Source organism: Paraeggerthella sp. (assembly GCF_048427265.1).
In the GTDB taxonomy this organism is placed as follows: Bacteria; Actinomycetota; Coriobacteriia; order Coriobacteriales; family Eggerthellaceae; genus Paraeggerthella; species Paraeggerthella hominis.
The window spans coordinates 1-15,709 of sequence record NZ_DBFOSR010000105.1 but is presented as its reverse complement, the minus strand read 5'-3'; the positions used below and the strand labels follow the sequence as shown (position 1 = coordinate 15,709).

Annotated in this window: 12 protein-coding genes; all 12 read left to right on the top strand. The window is 64.2% G+C overall.

The window, feature by feature from the left end:
- Nucleotides 1-74 precede the first annotated feature (74 nt).
- The 12 genes from ACMNI9_RS09320 (at nt 75) to ftsY (ending at nt 15,502) form a co-directional block, all read left to right on the top strand.
- Nucleotides 75-1,709: a DAK2 domain-containing protein gene (locus tag ACMNI9_RS09320; protein WP_114565829.1), complete on the top strand. Its 1,635-nt coding sequence runs from the start codon at nt 75-77 to the stop codon at nt 1,707-1,709.
- On the top strand, nt 1,702-3,906 hold the full coding sequence (locus ACMNI9_RS09315) for an ATP-dependent DNA helicase RecG (RefSeq protein ID WP_418831757.1): 2,205 nt from the start codon (nt 1,702-1,704) through the stop codon (nt 3,904-3,906). The genes ACMNI9_RS09320 and ACMNI9_RS09315 overlap by 8 nt, the downstream gene beginning before the upstream one ends.
- Nucleotide 3,907: 1 nt before the next feature.
- On the top strand, nt 3,908-4,501 hold the full coding sequence (gene rsmD / locus ACMNI9_RS09310) for a 16S rRNA (guanine(966)-N(2))-methyltransferase RsmD (RefSeq protein ID WP_418831755.1): 594 nt from the start codon (nt 3,908-3,910) through the stop codon (nt 4,499-4,501).
- Nucleotides 4,502-4,528: 27 nt separating this feature from the next.
- Nucleotides 4,529-5,011 carry a pantetheine-phosphate adenylyltransferase gene (gene coaD / locus ACMNI9_RS09305; RefSeq protein ID WP_114565826.1) on the top strand — a complete coding sequence of 161 codons (483 nt, stop codon included), beginning with the start codon at nt 4,529-4,531 and terminating at the stop codon, nt 5,009-5,011.
- Nucleotides 5,012-5,174: 163 nt separating this feature from the next.
- On the top strand, nt 5,175-5,648 hold the full coding sequence (locus ACMNI9_RS09300) for an ATPase (protein WP_103265837.1): 474 nt from the start codon (nt 5,175-5,177) through the stop codon (nt 5,646-5,648).
- Nucleotides 5,648-6,196: a YceD family protein gene (locus ACMNI9_RS09295; RefSeq protein ID WP_225749280.1), complete on the top strand. Its 549-nt coding sequence runs from the start codon at nt 5,648-5,650 to the stop codon at nt 6,194-6,196. The genes ACMNI9_RS09300 and ACMNI9_RS09295 overlap by 1 nt, the downstream gene beginning before the upstream one ends.
- Before the next feature lie 119 nt (nt 6,197-6,315).
- Entirely contained in the window at nt 6,316-8,166 is a 1,851-nt protein-coding gene (locus ACMNI9_RS09290; protein ID WP_418831753.1) for an ABC transporter ATP-binding protein, read from the top strand.
- 256 nt (nt 8,167-8,422) lie between these two features.
- The gene (gene rpmF / locus ACMNI9_RS09285; RefSeq protein ID WP_114565823.1) at nt 8,423-8,602 is read left to right on the top strand and encodes a 50S ribosomal protein L32; all 180 of its coding nucleotides are present in this window, start codon (nt 8,423-8,425) and stop codon (nt 8,600-8,602) included.
- Between the two features lie 204 nt (nt 8,603-8,806).
- Nucleotides 8,807-9,832: a phosphate acyltransferase PlsX gene (gene plsX, locus ACMNI9_RS09280; RefSeq protein WP_418831752.1), complete on the top strand. Its 1,026-nt coding sequence runs from the start codon at nt 8,807-8,809 to the stop codon at nt 9,830-9,832.
- 68 nt (nt 9,833-9,900) lie between these two features.
- Nucleotides 9,901-10,746 carry a ribonuclease III gene (rnc, locus tag ACMNI9_RS09275; RefSeq protein WP_114565951.1) on the top strand — a complete coding sequence of 282 codons (846 nt, stop codon included), beginning with the start codon at nt 9,901-9,903 and terminating at the stop codon, nt 10,744-10,746.
- A 6-nt stretch (nt 10,747-10,752) separates the two neighbouring features.
- Nucleotides 10,753-14,295 (top strand): chromosome segregation protein SMC, encoded by a 3,543-nt coding sequence (gene smc / locus ACMNI9_RS09270; RefSeq protein ID WP_418831750.1) that lies wholly within the window; start codon nt 10,753-10,755, stop codon nt 14,293-14,295.
- 286 nt (nt 14,296-14,581) lie between these two features.
- Nucleotides 14,582-15,502 (top strand): signal recognition particle-docking protein FtsY, encoded by a 921-nt coding sequence (gene ftsY, locus ACMNI9_RS09265; protein ID WP_114565821.1) that lies wholly within the window; start codon nt 14,582-14,584, stop codon nt 15,500-15,502.
- Nucleotides 15,503-15,709 lie beyond the last annotated feature (207 nt).

Genomic DNA, 15,709 nt, shown 5'->3' with positions numbered 1-15,709 from the left:
TCTTTGACGAACCGCTGCGCACCGCGCGAGGACGACGCGCGCGGCGGGCTAATTTGAAGGAGAATAGAACCACCATGTCAGAATCCTATACCGCGAACGACCTGCTCAACGCCATTGCGGCGGCGAGCAAGACCTTGAGCGAGCGCAAAGACGAGATCAACCGTCTCAACGTCTTTCCCGTGCCCGACGGAGACACCGGCACGAACATGTCGCTGACGCTCGAGACGGTTGTCGAGAACCTTGCCGCGCTTCCCATCGGGGCCAGCGGCGCGGAAATTCGCAAGGCGATCACGACCGGCGCGCTCATGGGCGCTCGCGGTAACTCCGGTGTCATCACCTCGCAAATTTTGCGCGGTCTGTGCGAGGGCAGCGTTGGTCACGACGAGCTGAACGCCGACAGCATCGAAGCAGCGTTCTCCAAGTCCCAGGAAGTGGCCTTCCAGGCTGTGCGCAAGCCGGTCGAGGGAACCATCCTCACGGTGCTGAAGGACTCGGCCTCCGCCGCCAAGCGCGCGCGCAAGAAGAAGCTCTCGTGCGACGAAGCGCTGGCCGCCGTGGTGGAGGAAGCCTACGCTTCCGTGCAGCGAACGCCCGACCTGCTTCCCGTTCTCAAGGAGAACGGCGTGGTGGACGCCGGCGGTTTCGGCCTGGCCATCTTCTTCGACGCGTTCGTGGCCGCGCTGACCGGCAAGGAGGGTCCGCTGCGCGACGAGCTGGCCTTCGCCCGCAACGCCGCGCCGAAGGTCGAGATCGAGCAGGTCAACGACTGGGAGGGCTCGGCGTTTCGCTACTGCACCGAGTTCTTGGTGCATTCGGATACGGTCGACGTGGACGCCGCGCGCGAGTTTCTGCCCACGATGGGCGACTGCGACCTGATGGTGGGCATGCACCCCAACTTCAAGGTGCACGTGCACTCCAACCGTCCCGACGAGGTGCTCGGCTGGTTCTTGACGCACGATTCCCAGATCTCCGAGGTGCATATCCACAACATGCAGCTTCAGAGCGCGGCGCGCACCGACGCGCTGGCTGCCGAGGAAGCCGCCGTTTCCAAGCCGCTCGGCTTCGTGGCGGTTGCCGCGGGCGAGGGCAACGCGAAGATACTCAAGAGCTTGGGCGTCGACGTGGTTGTTTCCGGCGGGCAGACCATGAACCCGTCCACGAAGGACCTTTTGGACGCTGCGGGCGAGGTCAACGCCGACGCCGTGATCTTCTTGCCGAACAACAAGAACATCATCATGGCGGCCCAGAGTGCCTGCGAGCTGGCTGACAAGCCGTGCGCCGTGGTTCCGACGCGCAGCGTGCCCGAAGCGTTTGCGGCTCTGTTCGGCTTCGACGAGGACGCCAGCTTGGACGACAACGTCGAGTCCATGACCGAGGCGTACGCCGACGTGAAGACCGGCGAGGTCACTACCGCCATCAAGGATTCCAAGGATGCACACGACAATCCCATCAAGGAAGGCGACGTCATCGGCATCGCCGACGGCTCCATCGAGTCCGTCGGTTCTTCGACCGAGGAAGTTGTCATGGCGCTTTTGTCCGTCATGGACGCCGACGACGCAGACACGCTGACCATCCTGGCGGGCGAGGACATCGACGACGATGCGTTCGACGCTTTGGTGGCGCGCATCGAAGAGGCCCACGAGGATCTTGAGATCGACGCCCATCGCGGCGACCAGCCCCTGTATCCCATCGTGATGTCCGTTGAGTAACGGCCAGCCCGACAGACTTGCAGCCACTCTCGCGCTCGACGAATCCGTCGAGCGCGTCCGTTTGGTGAGCCCCGGTCGCGCCAAGGCGCTGGCGGGGCTCGGCATTCGCACGGTGCGGGACCTGGTGACCCATTTCCCGCGCAGGTACGTCGACCTGTCCGCCAAAGAGACGGTGGCCTCGGCGGTCATCGGCAGCTCCTGCACCATCGAGGGATCGGTCCACGAGATCAAGCTCAAGCGTCCCAAGCCCCGGCTTTCCTTGGTGGAGATCTCGCTCGTGGATTCCACGGGGCTGCTCATGGTGACGTGCTTTCGGCAACCGTGGCTCATGGACCAGGTCAAGCCCGGCATGAGGATTGCGGTGGCGGGGAAGCTGGAGTTCAACTACGGCTTCAAACGCATGACCAATCCCTATCTTGAAGTGCTCGAGGGCCCCAATGCGGCGGAGGGCATGATCATTCCCGTGCATCCGGCGTGCGAGAAGGTGTCGGCTGCATGGATGCGTCGGCTCGTCGGCAACGCGCTTGACGCGTGTGCGGGCCTGTACGATCCGCTTCCTCTTGAGATTCGAGCGAAATACCGCTTGATGAGCAGGGGCGTTGCATTATCGAGCATCCATGCCCCCCATTCGATGGAGGAGGTTGCCGAGGCGCGGCGCCGCTTGGTCTACGAGGAGCTGCTGTTCCTGGAGCTCATGCTCATGAGCCAGGGCCGTGAGCGCAGCGCCGGTCGCCAGGCCGTGCGCCATCGGACGGACGGTCCTCGGATGGACGCGCTTGCCGCCGCACTGCCCTTCGAGCTGACGGCAGAGCAGAAGCGGGCGAAGGCGGACATCTTGGGGCAGCTGGCCGCGCCGACGGTCGCCAACCACATGCTGTTGGGCGACGTGGGCACCGGCAAGACCGTCGTGGCCGCGTTCGCGCTGGCGGCGGCGGCCGACACCCAAGCGCAAGCGCTGCTCATGGCACCTACCGAGGTGCTTGCCCGCCAGCATGGGAAAAGCCTTGGCCCTTTGCTTGACGCCGCGGGCGTGTCGTGGGACGTCTTGACCGGATCGACGTCCGCTGCGGAGCGCGAGGCGATCCTGCAACGGCTCGCGGAGGGCTCGTTGGACGTGCTCATCGGAACGCATGCCCTTTCGGAGGACGACGTGGCTCCGAAGCGCCTGAGCCTTGTGGTGATCGACGAGCAGCAGCGCTTCGGCGTGGAGCAGCGCGCGAAGCTGCTGTCGAAAGGCGATGCGCCCGACGCCTTGTTCCTTACGGCCACGCCCATCCCGCGCACCCTTGCGCTGGCGCTGTTCGGCGGGTTGACGCTGTCCTATATCAAGCAGCGGCCGAACGACACGGCGCAGCGGACCACGTTCGTGCATCAAAAGGCCGATCGCGGCCACGCTTACGATGCCGCGCGCGAAGCGCTTTCGCGCGGCGAGCAGGTGTACGTGGTGTGTCCGCTTATCGGGCAGAGCGGCAAGGAACGGGACGCGAAGGCATCCGACGGGGGATCGGGCGGGCGTCGCCGCGAGGCCGACGAAGAGGCGTACGAGTACGCCGCCATCAGCATCGAAAGCGACGACGACCTGGCCGGAGACGACGTGGCCGCCGCTGCGAAGGAGGCAACCTACTTGCAAGCGACCGTGTTCGCCGACTGGAACGTGGAGCTTCTGCATGGGCGCATGCGCTCTGCGGAGAAGCAGGCCGTCATGGACCGCTTCCGGTCAGGGGAGACGCAGGTTCTCGTGGCTACTACGGTCATAGAGGTGGGCGTGGACGTTCCCAACGCCACGATCATGATCGTGGAGGACGCCGATCGCTTCGGCCTTTCGCAGCTGCATCAGCTGCGCGGACGCGTGGGGCGCGGCCGCCTTGCGGCGCAGGTTCACTTGATCTCGGCTTCCAAATCGGACGCAGCGCTCACGCGCCTGGCGGCCATGGAGCGCACCGACGACGGCTTCGAGCTTGCCAGCTACGACTTGTCGCTTCGTCGCGAAGGCGATATCCTGGGCAACCGTCAGCACGGCGCGAGCGGCCTCAAGCTGGTGAACGTGGTGCGGGACGGCAAGATCATCGAGGCGGCGCATGCCGATGCGGCCGCGATCATAGACGAGGACCCGGCGCTCGAGGATGCGGCGCATCGCCCGCTCGCGCGCGAGATGAGGCGCATGTTCGCGGGCGAGCATGCCGTGCAGGGAGGATAGCATGAGAATCATTGCAGGCGAGTACCGCGGGCGCACGCTCAAGGCGCCGAAAGGGGAGGGCACCCGCCCCACCACCGACCGGGTTCGGGAATCCATGATGAGCGTGGTGAACAGCGCACGCGGAGGTTTCGAGGGAGCGGTCGTGCTCGACGCGTTCGCGGGGTCGGGTGCGCTGGGGTTCGAGGCGCTGTCGCGCGGCGCGCGATGCGCCCATTTCTACGAGTGCGGCGGCGAGGCCATGCGCGCGCTGTGCGCGAACGCCAAAACGCTGGGGCTTGAGCCGCGCGACGCGCGCATTCATCGTGCGGACGTGCTCAAGGAGCCCCCGACGTATGCGCGTCCCCCGTTCGATCTCGTGTTCCTGGATCCTCCGTACGCCTACCAGGCGGAGGCTGTCCTGGATTTGGTGGCGGCGCTCAGGCTGCGCGGCGCGCTTGCGCAGGACGCCCTGGTGGTGTACGAGCACGACGCCGCTTCGGTTTCGTTGGTGGACGAAGCGGCAAAAGCGCGCGATTTGTCCCTTGCGCAGCGAAAGAAGTACGGCGATACTGTCGTGGACGTGCTGCTGCTTGACGAGTCCAGCCGCACTGTGTGACCAAACGAGAGGAAACGTGACCCATTCATGAAACGTGCATTGACGCCCGGAACCTTCGACCCTATCACGAGCGGGCATCTTGACGTCATAACCCGCGCAGCCCAGCTGGTGGACGAGATCATCGTGGCCGTGGCGGCGTCGCCGAAAAAGCAGCCCCTGTTCACGCTGGAGGAACGCGTCGAGCTGGTGCGCAAGGCCACCAGCCATCTGCCCAACGTGCGCGTGGAGCCCTTCGACGATCTGCTGGTCGAGTTCGCTGCCAAGATGGATGCGACCGTGGTCGTGAAAGGCTTGCGCGCTATTACCGACTTCGAGTACGAGTTCCAGATGACGGCCCTCAACTACCAGTTGAACCAAGAGCTTGAAACGCTGTTCATCATGTCGCCTCCGCAGTACATGTATCTCTCGTCGTCCATCGTTCGCGAGATAGCCAGCCTGCACGGCAAGGTGGAGCAGTTCGTTCCCCCCTGCGTGCACGAGGCGTTGCTGAAGAAGTTCGGCGACGCGTAAGGGAACTGTAACGTACGTTCCGACCGGGTGAAATGTGCTTGCTTTGTGCATTGGAAGTCGGTTTCCCGACCATACGTGCTAGAATATTGCGACGCATGCGCGCGATGGTGCCCGTGCGCGCCAACGCAGATGAAACGCAGCACGCCAGGGTGGAAGGACAATCATGGACGAAACAGGAGTCTTGGGGCTGTTAGAAGAGCTCTCGATTCTGCTTGAGGACTCTAAGCCGGTTTTCGGCAAAGGCAACATGCGCCAGGTTGACATCGCCGCGGCGTTCGAGATCATGGATGAAATTCGCGACACGTTCCCGAGCGAGTTCGCTCAGGCTCGTCAGATCGTACGCGAGCGGCAAAGCCTGCTCGATGACGCAGAGGCCGAGGCCAACCGCATGATCGAGGATGCACGCAGCCAGGCTATGACCATCGCCAGCGAGCAGGAGATCGTTCGCATCTCCCAGCAGCAGGCCGATCAGGTGCTCGCCGATGCGCGCGAGCTGGAGCGTCAGACCCGCGCCGGTGCGGAAGATTACGCCGACGAGGTGTTCGGCCACGTCGAGCAGAGCCTCGATACGCTGTTGGGCAACGTGCGCCGTTGCCGCGATCGCTTGAACGCCAACTCTCTTGCTTCGGGGCGCTAATGGACGCGACGCGCATCCACGTACCCCTTGAGCTTTTCACGCCTGCCGAAAGCGCTCATTTCGAAGGCGAGCTTACGGTGCCCGTCGTCAAGTCGGGCCCTGATCTGTACGACTTCTCGGCTCCTTTGAGCTGGCAGATCGATATATCCAACACAGGTGACGCCCTGCTGGTGACCGGCACGGTGGAGGGCGAGGCCAAAACGGCGTGCGCCCGCTGCCTCGAGACCATCGCGTTTCCCGTTACGGGCGAGATAGAGGGCTATTTCCTGCTGAATTCCGAGGAAGCCGCGCCCGAGGATATGGACGAGGACGAATTCGACGTGCTGTCCGAAGACAAGGTCATCGACGTCGAACCGCTTGCCACGGCTGCGCTGTTGCTGGAGTTTCCGCTGGTGCCGTTGTGCGACGACGAGTGCAAGGGCCTGTGCTCAACCTGCGGAGCGAACCTCAACGAAGGTCCCTGCGGTTGCGAGCCGGCATCCGACGAAGACGACGTGCCTCCGAACCCCTTCGCCGTCCTGAAAGATTTCCCCTTCGAGGAGAAGTAAATTCCCCCTTTGGTTTCGATGGGACGATGCAACGGGGTCAGTGATCCGTTTTCCGGCTTGTTGCCGAACACGAGACATTGACCCCGTTGTCTTATGCTGCGCGCTTCAGGAGCGCTACAATGGGCGGTATGGATACTACGACCAAACCTCAAAGCGACCCGAAGGTCTCTGCGCGCACGGTGTTCGCCCGATTCGCAAGCTACTACAAGCCGTATAAGTTCCTGTTCTTCTTCGACTTGGCGTGCGCCACTGTGCTCGCAGCGGTCGATCTGGCGTTTCCTCAGCTTTTGAACTTCTTTATCAGGGACTTTTTCACCAGATCGGCCGACGTCGTTTTGGCATCGCTCGGGTGGATCGCCCTTCTGTTTGCCACATTGTACTCGGTGCGCACGGCGTGCCAGTACTTCATCACCAGCTGGGGCCACATCATGGGCGTGCGCATGGAGGCGGACATGCGCATGGACCTGTTCAAGCAGTATCAACGCTTGAGCTTCGGCTATTACGACCGCAACAATACCGGCGAGATGATGAGCAAGCTGGTAACCGACCTGTTCGACGTGTCGGAGCTGGCTCATCACGGGCCGGAGAACCTGTTCATCTGCATCCTGAAGATCGTGGGATCGTTCGCGCTACTGTTCTTCATCAACGTGCCGCTGACCGCCATCATGCTGGGAGCGACCGTCTTGCTGGCTGCCTACGCCGCATGGCGCAACTACCGCAAACGCCTCATCTTCACCGAGAACCGCAAGAAAATGGCCGACATCAATGCTCGATTGCAGGATTCCCTCGGCGGCATTCGCGTGGTGAAGTCGTTTGGAAACGAGTCCGTGGAGATCGGCAAGTTCAGCCGCGTGAACGATCGGTTCGTGGGGACCAAGGAAAGCTCGTACCGGTTCATGGGGTCGTTCCATGCCGTGAACTCGCTGTTCATCGGCGTGTTGTACGCGGTTACCGTAGTGGGCGGCGGGTACTTCGTGGCTCAGGGCGAACTGGCGGTGACGGATCTGGCCATCTACGCTTTGTACATCGGCATCTTCATTTCCCCTATCGAGCAGCTGATCAACTTCGTGGAGACGTTCCAGAAGGGCTACGCCGGCTTTCGCCGGTTCATGGAGGTTCTGGCCGTGCGGCCCGACATCCAGGATGCGCCGGGGGCCTTGGACCTGCGCGTTGCCCGGACGGCGCACGGTTTCGATGCGGCCGCTTGCGGCGAGGCGGGAACGTGCGGCGCGCGTGCGCGGGGAGCGGTTCGCTATCGCGACGTGCGGTTCAGCTACGATGGTAGGCGCGACGTTCTGCGGGGGTTCGACCTGGCCGTGCCTGCAGGCGCCACCGTGGCGTTGGTAGGGCCTTCGGGCGGCGGGAAGACCACCGCATGCTCGCTGCTCCCTCGGTTCTACGATCCCCAGTCGGGCTCGGTCGAAGTCGACGGCATCGACATCCGTGCGATTACGGCATCGTCGCTTCGCGAGGCGATCGGCATCGTGCAGCAGGACGTGTACCTGTTCGGCGGCAGCATTTCCGAGAACATTGCGTACGGACGGCCCGATGCGACGGCGTCGGAGATAGAGGAGGCCGCACGGCGCGCGAACATCCACGAGTTCGTTGAGAGCCTGCCTGACGGCTACGATACGTTCGTGGGCGAGCGCGGAGCTCGCTTGTCCGGCGGCCAAAAACAGCGCATCGCCATCGCGCGGGTGTTTCTGCGCAACCCGAGCATTCTCATCTTGGACGAAGCCACGAGCGCCCTTGACAACGAGAGCGAGCGCGCCGTGCAGCGCTCGCTCGACGAGCTGTCGGCCGGACGCACCACGCTCATCATCGCGCATCGCCTGTCCACCATTCGCGGGGCGGACTTCATCGCCGTGGTGGACGACGGGCGCGTGGCGGAGCTGGGCACCCATGAGGACTTGCTGGCTTTGGGCGGCACGTACGCCGCTTACTACCGCATGCAGTTCGGAGCCTCCTAGGTTCAGCTTCCTGCACGCGTGCTCTTCTCTCGCATCTTGGCGCTTTTCGAGCACGTAGGGCTGGTTTTGCGCTATGATCGACGATGCGTTTGTCGTGAAAGTGCCAGTGGTTTATGAATCCTGCATGCCGTTTGCAAAAATGACCTCGCAGGACCCTTGCGGGACCCACAAACCTTTGGTACCATACCACTTCGCGTGTTTACTAAGCGAAAGCGAGCGAGCGTACCGCTCGGCAAAAAGCAAGGAGATAGAGATCATGGCAGTACCTAAGCGCAAAATGGGCCGTGCCCGCACTCATGCCCGTCGCAGCACCAACGACAAGATCGCGGCGCCTTCCCGCTCCGTGTGCCCCCAGTGCGGCGAAGCCAAGCTTCCGCACCGCGTGTGCCCGAACTGCGGCTTCTACAAGAACCGCGAGGTCATCGAGACGGACTAACCGTCTCCTGCGCGCGAGCGCTTACGTCCGCGCCTTGACAAGCCTCCCCGCACATCACGCTTTTTGCGTGACGAGCCGGGAGGCTTTTTTGCATGTTCGTCTATACTGTTGAAGGAAGTTATGCGCTGCGCGCATGCGCCCGCTCGCGCGATTGCGGTCGGACGCATGCGTCCACGCGACTCCACCGAGGAATGCGAGGACACCATGCCCGATAAAGTTACCATCACCGTCGACGCCATGGGGGGCGACAACGCTCCGGCCGTCGTGCTCGAAGGCGTTGCCGATGCGCTATCGACCGATTCCGACCTGACCGTTATCCTGTGCGGTCCGGCCGAGGTGGTCGAGCCCTTCGCCTCTCAGCACGAGCGTTGCGTAGCTCAGCCTACCACCGAGGTTATCGGCATGGCCGAGCATCCGGCAAACGCCGTGCGAAAGAAGAAGGACTCGTCTATCGTGGTGGGTTGCCGCCTGGTGAAAGAGGGCGCGGCGCAAGGGTTTTTCTCTGCGGGCTCTACGGGGGCCTGCCTGGCGGCCGGGACGTTGGTCATGGGCCGCATCAAAGGCGTAGCGCGCCCTGCGCTTGCGACGGTCATCCCGTCGCCGGTTCGTCCCGTGGTCATGTGCGACGTGGGGGCGAATGCGGACTGCAAGCCGGAATACCTGGTGCAGTTCGGTCGCATGGCGTCGGTGTACGCCGAGAAGATCCTCGGGATCGAGAACCCTCGCGCCGCCCTGCTGAACATCGGCGAGGAGGACACGAAGGGGTCCCAGTTCGCCCAGGAGGCTCACGAGCTGCTGAAAGAGCAGCTTTCCAACTTCGCGGGCAACGCTGAAGGCGGCGACATCCTGGCCGCCACCTACGACGTGATCGTCACCGACGGCTTCACGGGCAACGTGTGCCTGAAGACCATCGAGGGCACGTCCAAGGTGCTGTTCAAAACGCTCAAGGACGTCATGATGGCGACGCCGGTTACCAAGCTGGGCGCCTTGACCATCAAGGGCGGCTTGAAGCAGCTTATGGCGCAGGTCAGTCCCGATACGTACGGCGGCGCGCCGCTTCTTGGCGTGAAGGGCGCATGCATCGTGGGGCATGGCTCGTCGAACGCCTATGCGATAAAGAGCGGCGTTCTGACCACGGCGAACTTCGTACGTGCGGGCATTACGGATATAATCGCGCAGACGGCTACGGGCGTCCAGGCGGGCGCTCCGGGAAACGGCGGTCAAGAATGACGCTTGAGAACCTGTTCGATTCCAACGAGCCTTCGGTTTCGAATCTTGACAAGAGGTTCGAAACTCCCATGATGCTGACCGACGAGCAGCGCGGCAAGCTCGATCGGGCTCAGAGCATCCTGGGATACCGGTTCAATCAAGAGCAACTGCTCCTTTCGGCTATAACCCACCCTTCGGCTACCGAAGGCAAGGCCGTCAAGTACTCCTACGAGCGGCTCGAGTTTTTGGGCGACAGCATTTTGGGCGCCATCGTGGCCACCATCGCGTTCGATCGCTTTCACGACCTGGACGAAGGCGGCTTGACGCGCATCAAGGTGGCTCTCGTCTCGGGCGCGAGCTTGTCGGAGGTAGCTGAGCGCCTGGGGTTCACGGACGTGATCGTGTTCGGGTCTTCCGAGACGGGAACGGGTCGGCGCGGACTGCATTCTGCGCTCGAGAACGTGTACGAGGCCGTGGTGGCTGCGCTGTTTCTGGACGGCGGCATGGGCGCTGCCGTGAGCTTCGTGCGCGAAACGCTTATTCCGCGCATGTCGGTGGACATGGCGAAAGAGCCGGAGAACCCGAAGAGCGCGCTGCAGGAAAAGCTGCAAGAAGACGGCATCACGCCTACGTACAAGCTGGTGGAAACGCAGGGGCCGCCGCATGACCGCACGTTCGTGGCGCAGGTGTTCGCCGGGTCGCAGGGGCTTGCCCGCGGCACCGGGCGCACGAAGAAGGAAGCCGAGAGCCAGGCTGCCAAAAGCACGCTCGCTCGTTTGGGCGAGTTCTTCGGCCTGGGCGTCGACGAGGGCGTGCGCGCGGAGAAAGCCGCCGCAGCCAAGCAGGCCAAGGAAGAGAAGGCTGCCGCACGCGCCGAGCAGAAGGCCCGCAAGAAGTCCGAACGAGAGCGCGCGAAGCAGCGCAAGCAAGGGTAGCCTCACATGCACTTGAAGTCACTGGTCCTCAAAGGGTTCAAGTCGTTCGCCGACCGCAGCGTCCTGGCCATGGAGCCGGGCATCACTGCCGTGGTCGGCCCGAACGGATCGGGAAAGTCCAACATTTCCGATGCCGTGCTGTGGGTGCTGGGCGAGCGCAATGCCAAGCACCTGCGCGGACAGGCCATGGAGGACGTGATCTTCGCGGGGTCCTCGGCGCGCAAGAGCGTGGGCGTTGCGGAAGTGGACCTGGTGCTGGACAATTCGGACGGCACGCTTCCGGTCGATTACAGCGAGGTGGCCATCACGCGGCGCATGTACCGCTCCGGCGAGAGCGAGTACCTGATCAACGGCACGGTCGCGCGGCGCATGGACGTGCTCGACATCCTGCACGATTCGGGGTTGGGCACGGGCACGCATTCCATCATTTCCCAGGGAAGCCTGGATTCCATTCTGCAATCGAAGCCGGAGGACCGTCGCGCGCTCATCGAAGAGGCGGCTGGCGTTCTCAAGCACAAGCAGCGCAAGGCGAAAAGCGAGCGCAAGCTGGCGGCCATGGACGCCCACCTGGCGCGCGTAAAGGACGTTGCAGCCGAGGTGGAGCGTCAGCTGGGTCCGCTCGAGCGCAAGGCGAAACGCGCCCGCACCTATCAGGGGCTGGCAGCCGAGCTGTCCGATTTGAGCTTGTCGCTGGCCGTTGACGACCTGCGCACGCTGCGCCGAGCATGGGACGGCGCGCAAACCCGCGAGCAGGCCCTTCAGGCCGAGCTTGAAGAGAAGCGGGCTGCCATCGGCAAGGCCGAGGCACATGCGGAAGAGCTGCAGGAGAAGATTCGGCGCGAAAGTGTGGACGCGGGAGACCTGGCCCGTCGGCATCGGCGCGCGTCTTCGGCTGTCGAGCGGTTCGACGGCGCGGTGCTTTTGCTGCACGAGAAGCGCCGCGCTGCGCAAAGCTACGAAGCCGACCTGCGCGTTACGCTGGAATCGAACAAGGTCAAGCGCGCTCAGGCGGAAGCGGACCGTGCGCAGGCGGCGGCGCAGTTGGCCGAGGTTCGCGCAAGTCGCGAGGCTGCCGATGCGGCCGTTGCCCGGTTGACCGAGGAGCAGGCTCAAAACGCCAAACGCAGGCGAGACCTCGAGCGCGAGCTCGAGGATATCGAGAAGGCCAAGCGCTCTGACGAGCGCGCGCAAGAGCAGGCGCGCCGTGAGCTTTCCGAGACGCAGGAGGCTTTGGCAAGCGGGCTTGCCCATGTGAAGTTGATTGAAGGCCACGGCAAGGAGCTGGAACTTCAGTTGGGCCGTGCGCAGGCCGAAGCCGCCGCGCAGGCCGAAGCCGAACTGGCTGCGTTGACCGAGCGGGAAGCTGCTGCGCGCGCGAAGGTTGGCGAGGCTTTGGTTGCACGCGAATCGGCGCGCGCGGAGCTTGATCAGGCGCGAGAGGCCGCAACCCTGCTGTCTTCGGAGATCAAGGGTCTTGAGGAGCTTGACCGCGCCGCAGCGGCCTCGGGACCGGCGCTCGCATGGCTGCTGGACCATGCCGACGAACTGGAGGCGGGGATCGAGCCGATCGCCCGCGCGGTGCGCGCGCCCGCCGGTGCCGAGGCGCTGGTGGAGCGCTTGCTGGGCGCGGACGTGTCGGCGCTGTTGGTGGACGACGAGGTTCGCGCGAGCGCGGTTGCGGCTGCTCTTCTGTCTTGCGACGAGCAGGGCGAGGTCGTGCTCGTTTCCCGCGCGGGGAAGCAGACGACGTCGGCGCCTGCGCGCACTGCCGCGCAAGCGGGGCTCGGCCGTGCCTTGGTGGACGATCTCTCGTATCCCGAGGAGGCGTCTCGCGCGGTCGAGGCGCTTCTGGGCGATGTGGTGGTGTGCGATAGCCGGGAAGATGCGTTCGCGGCTCATGCGCGCGACCTCTCTGGTGCTCGTTTCGTCACGACGGACGGGTGCGTCGTATGGCCGAACGGGAAGGTGACGGTTGGTTCGGCGACGGTCGAGGATGCCGAGGGCGTTCTCGCGCGCGCTCGACGCGCCGATGAGCTGCGCGCTCGGTTGTCGGCTGCCGAGGAGACGCGCGCCGCTTCGGAAAAGCGCACTCAGGCTGCCGAGGAAACGCTGCGCAGCGCGCAGGCCGACAGCTTGAAGCTGTCGCAGCAGTTGGCCGAGCTGCGAGGCAAGACCGACGCGGCGCGCGCAGACGCCCGACGAGCCGAGGAGAAGCTGGCTTCGGTGCGCCGTGAGTTCTCCGATATCGAGGGCCAGCGCGCGCAGGCCGAGCGCACCGTTGCCGAGGCTCGCCCTTCGGTGGAGGCGCTCGAGCAGCGTCTGGCTCAGTTGAAGAAAAGCCTGGACGAGGGCGCGGCGAAGCTCCAGGAGGCGCAGGACACGGTGGTCCCCCTGCGCAAGCTTGCGGCTCAGCTGCGCGATTCGCTTTCGGAAGCGAAGCTCAAGGCGGCAACGCTGTCCGAACGCGAAACGTACACGTCACGCATGGTGGATGCGAGAACGCGCGATCTGGAAACCGTCGATGCAAGCGATGCGGAAGCGCGCGATTCCCTTGCGCGCAAAACGGTGGCTCAAAAGCGCATCGAGCCTTTGCTCGCGCTGTTCGAGGAGCTTACCGCGAGCGCTCGCCGCTGGACGCGCGATCTGGAGGAAGCGGCGACGGCTGCACAGGATTCGTCGGCTGGCCTGCACGCTGCGGTCAACGAGGCTCGCGCAGCGGCGCGAGCTGCGCATGATGCCTTCGATGCCGCGAACGCCCGCCTGTCCGAGGCTCGCGTGGAGAAGGGCCGCCTGGAGGTTCAGGTGGAAGGCGCGGTCAACGCCATCGTCCACGATTGCGGCGTGCCGCTCGATCGCGCGCTCGAGACCCCCGAGCTCGAGGACCGGGGGGCAACCGAGGATGCCGCTTTCAAGCTGCGTCGTCGCATCGCCAACATGGGTACCATCAACCCGGATGCCGCCGAAGAGTACGAGCAGCTCAAGAGCCGCTACGACTACCTGGCTGCGCAGCTGGCCGACCTGGACGGCGCCCGCCGGTCGCTTTCCAAAATCGTCCGCGTTATCGATGCGCGCATGAAAGAGGACTTCATTCGCACCTACGAAGCGGTCGACAAGAACTTCCAGGAGATATTCGCCGTGCTCTTCCCGGGCGGTTCGGCTCATTTGACCTTGGTTGATCCGGATGATCTGGAGGCCACGGGCGTGGAGGTGACCGCGCAGCCGCGCGGAAAGCGCATTACGAAGATGATGCTCATGAGCGGCGGGGAGAAATCGCTCACGGCGCTTGCGCTCCTGTTCGCGGTGTACCGCATCCGCACGACGCCGTTCTACATCCTGGACGAGGTGGAGGCCGCGCTGGACGATTCGAACCTGCGTCGCTTGACGGCGTACCTGGAATCGCTGCGCGACTCCACGCAGCTCATCATGATCACGCACCAGCGTCGCACTATGGAGATGGCCGACGTGCTGTTCGGCGTGTCCATGCAGGCCGACGGCGTGACGAAGGTGGTCAGCCAGAAGTTGGATCGCGCGCTCCAGTACGCGGAATAGCCTTCGGGCGCTGGGCGGCGGTGCCCAGTCGCTTGAACAGTCCTGAGCTCGCGTGAACAGCCCGCTGAGCGGTTCGACTCGTGCGGAACTCGCTGGGTGGGCACCGCCGCCCGGCTCCTTTGCAGGCGTTGTGCGTGGCGCAGGGCGGTTCGCTTCCGTCTGCGAGTGAGCCAGGGGATGGGACGGGCGCGATGTTTGCGGGGTGCGGGCTTCAGGGGAGTCTGCGTCGCTGACGGGGGGCTTTTTTTGAGCTACACTGTTCAAGTTGCTGAGAAAGGAGCCCGACATGGGATTTTTCAATAGGATCAGCGAAGGGCTGAGCCGTTCGCGCGACAAGTTCAAGGAGCAGATGAACGTTCTGCTCGACCGCGGCCCGGATTTGGACGAAGAGTTTTGGGACGGCCTGGAGGAAACGCTCATCCTGGCCGACATCGGCGGCGCTGCCGCGTCCGAGATCGTGGAGAACCTGCGCGACCAGGCCACCCGCAAGGCGCTGCCCGACGCGTACGCCGTGCTCGACCTGCTGAACGACCAGATTGCCAGCACGTTTGCGGAAGGCGGCCAGGACGTGTTCGGCGGCGGCGAAGCCATCGTCTTGTTCGTGGGCATCAACGGCACTGGCAAGACCACCACGGTGGGCAAGATCGCCAAAGCGGCCACCGACGAGGGGCGCAAGGTTCTTCTAGGCAGCGCCGACACGTTTCGCGCGGCGGCTATCGAGCAGCTGGAGGTGTGGGCGCGCCGCGCGGACGTGCCCGTGTGCACGCGCGAGCGCGGCAGCGATCCTGCCAGCGTGTGCTACGACACCATCGAGCGCGCCGAGCAGGAGGGTGCCGACCTGGTGCTGGTCGATACCGCCGGGCGCCTGCATACGTCGGCCGACCTCATGCGCGAGCTCGAGAAAGTGGTGAACGTGGTGCGCAAGCGCGCGAACATGCCCGTGTACACGGTGCTCGTGACCGATGCGACCACCGGGCAGAACGGCTTGCAGCAGGCGCGCGAGTTCGATCGCGCGCTCGATCTGGACGGCGTGATCGTCACGAAGCTGGACGGCACGGCCAAGGGCGGCATCGCGCTCGCAGTGTCTCATGAGCTGAATCTTCCCGTGCTCAAGATCGGCGTAGGGGAGGGGCTTGACGACCTCAAGGAGTTCGATGCCCACGATTTCGCGCGCGCCCTCGTCGGCGAGTTCGACGAACGAAGCTAGCAGAGCGGCCGGGCGGGAGGGTTCGCAAGTTTGGGCATGAATCGGCACCTGCGACGAAAGAATCAGGTGCCGAGCGTGCGCTTGCGGTCGCTTCGTTGGTAAAGCCTTGGTCGCGTTTTCGGATGCGGCCAAGATACGGCCTTCCGCGCGCTCGGAATTGCTGCAGTTCCCCCATGCGCGCCCTAATTCTTCCAGGCTCTATACTGA

Coding starts and splice junctions, on each gene's coding strand:
- ftsY (WP_114565821.1), top strand. CDS start 14,582: ATGGGATTTTTCAATAGGATCAGCGAAGGGCTGAGCCGTTCGCGCGAC.
- rsmD (WP_418831755.1), top strand. CDS start 3,908: ATGAGAATCATTGCAGGCGAGTACCGCGGGCGCACGCTCAAGGCGCCG.
- ACMNI9_RS09290 (WP_418831753.1), top strand. CDS start 6,316: ATGGGCGGTATGGATACTACGACCAAACCTCAAAGCGACCCGAAGGTC.
- ACMNI9_RS09320 (WP_114565829.1), top strand. CDS start 75: ATGTCAGAATCCTATACCGCGAACGACCTGCTCAACGCCATTGCGGCG.
- coaD (WP_114565826.1), top strand. CDS start 4,529: ATGAAACGTGCATTGACGCCCGGAACCTTCGACCCTATCACGAGCGGG.
- ACMNI9_RS09300 (WP_103265837.1), top strand. CDS start 5,175: ATGGACGAAACAGGAGTCTTGGGGCTGTTAGAAGAGCTCTCGATTCTG.
- rpmF (WP_114565823.1), top strand. CDS start 8,423: ATGGCAGTACCTAAGCGCAAAATGGGCCGTGCCCGCACTCATGCCCGT.
- smc (WP_418831750.1), top strand. CDS start 10,753: ATGCACTTGAAGTCACTGGTCCTCAAAGGGTTCAAGTCGTTCGCCGAC.
- rnc (WP_114565951.1), top strand. CDS start 9,901: ATGATGCTGACCGACGAGCAGCGCGGCAAGCTCGATCGGGCTCAGAGC.
- ACMNI9_RS09295 (WP_225749280.1), top strand. CDS start 5,648: ATGGACGCGACGCGCATCCACGTACCCCTTGAGCTTTTCACGCCTGCC.
- plsX (WP_418831752.1), top strand. CDS start 8,807: ATGCCCGATAAAGTTACCATCACCGTCGACGCCATGGGGGGCGACAAC.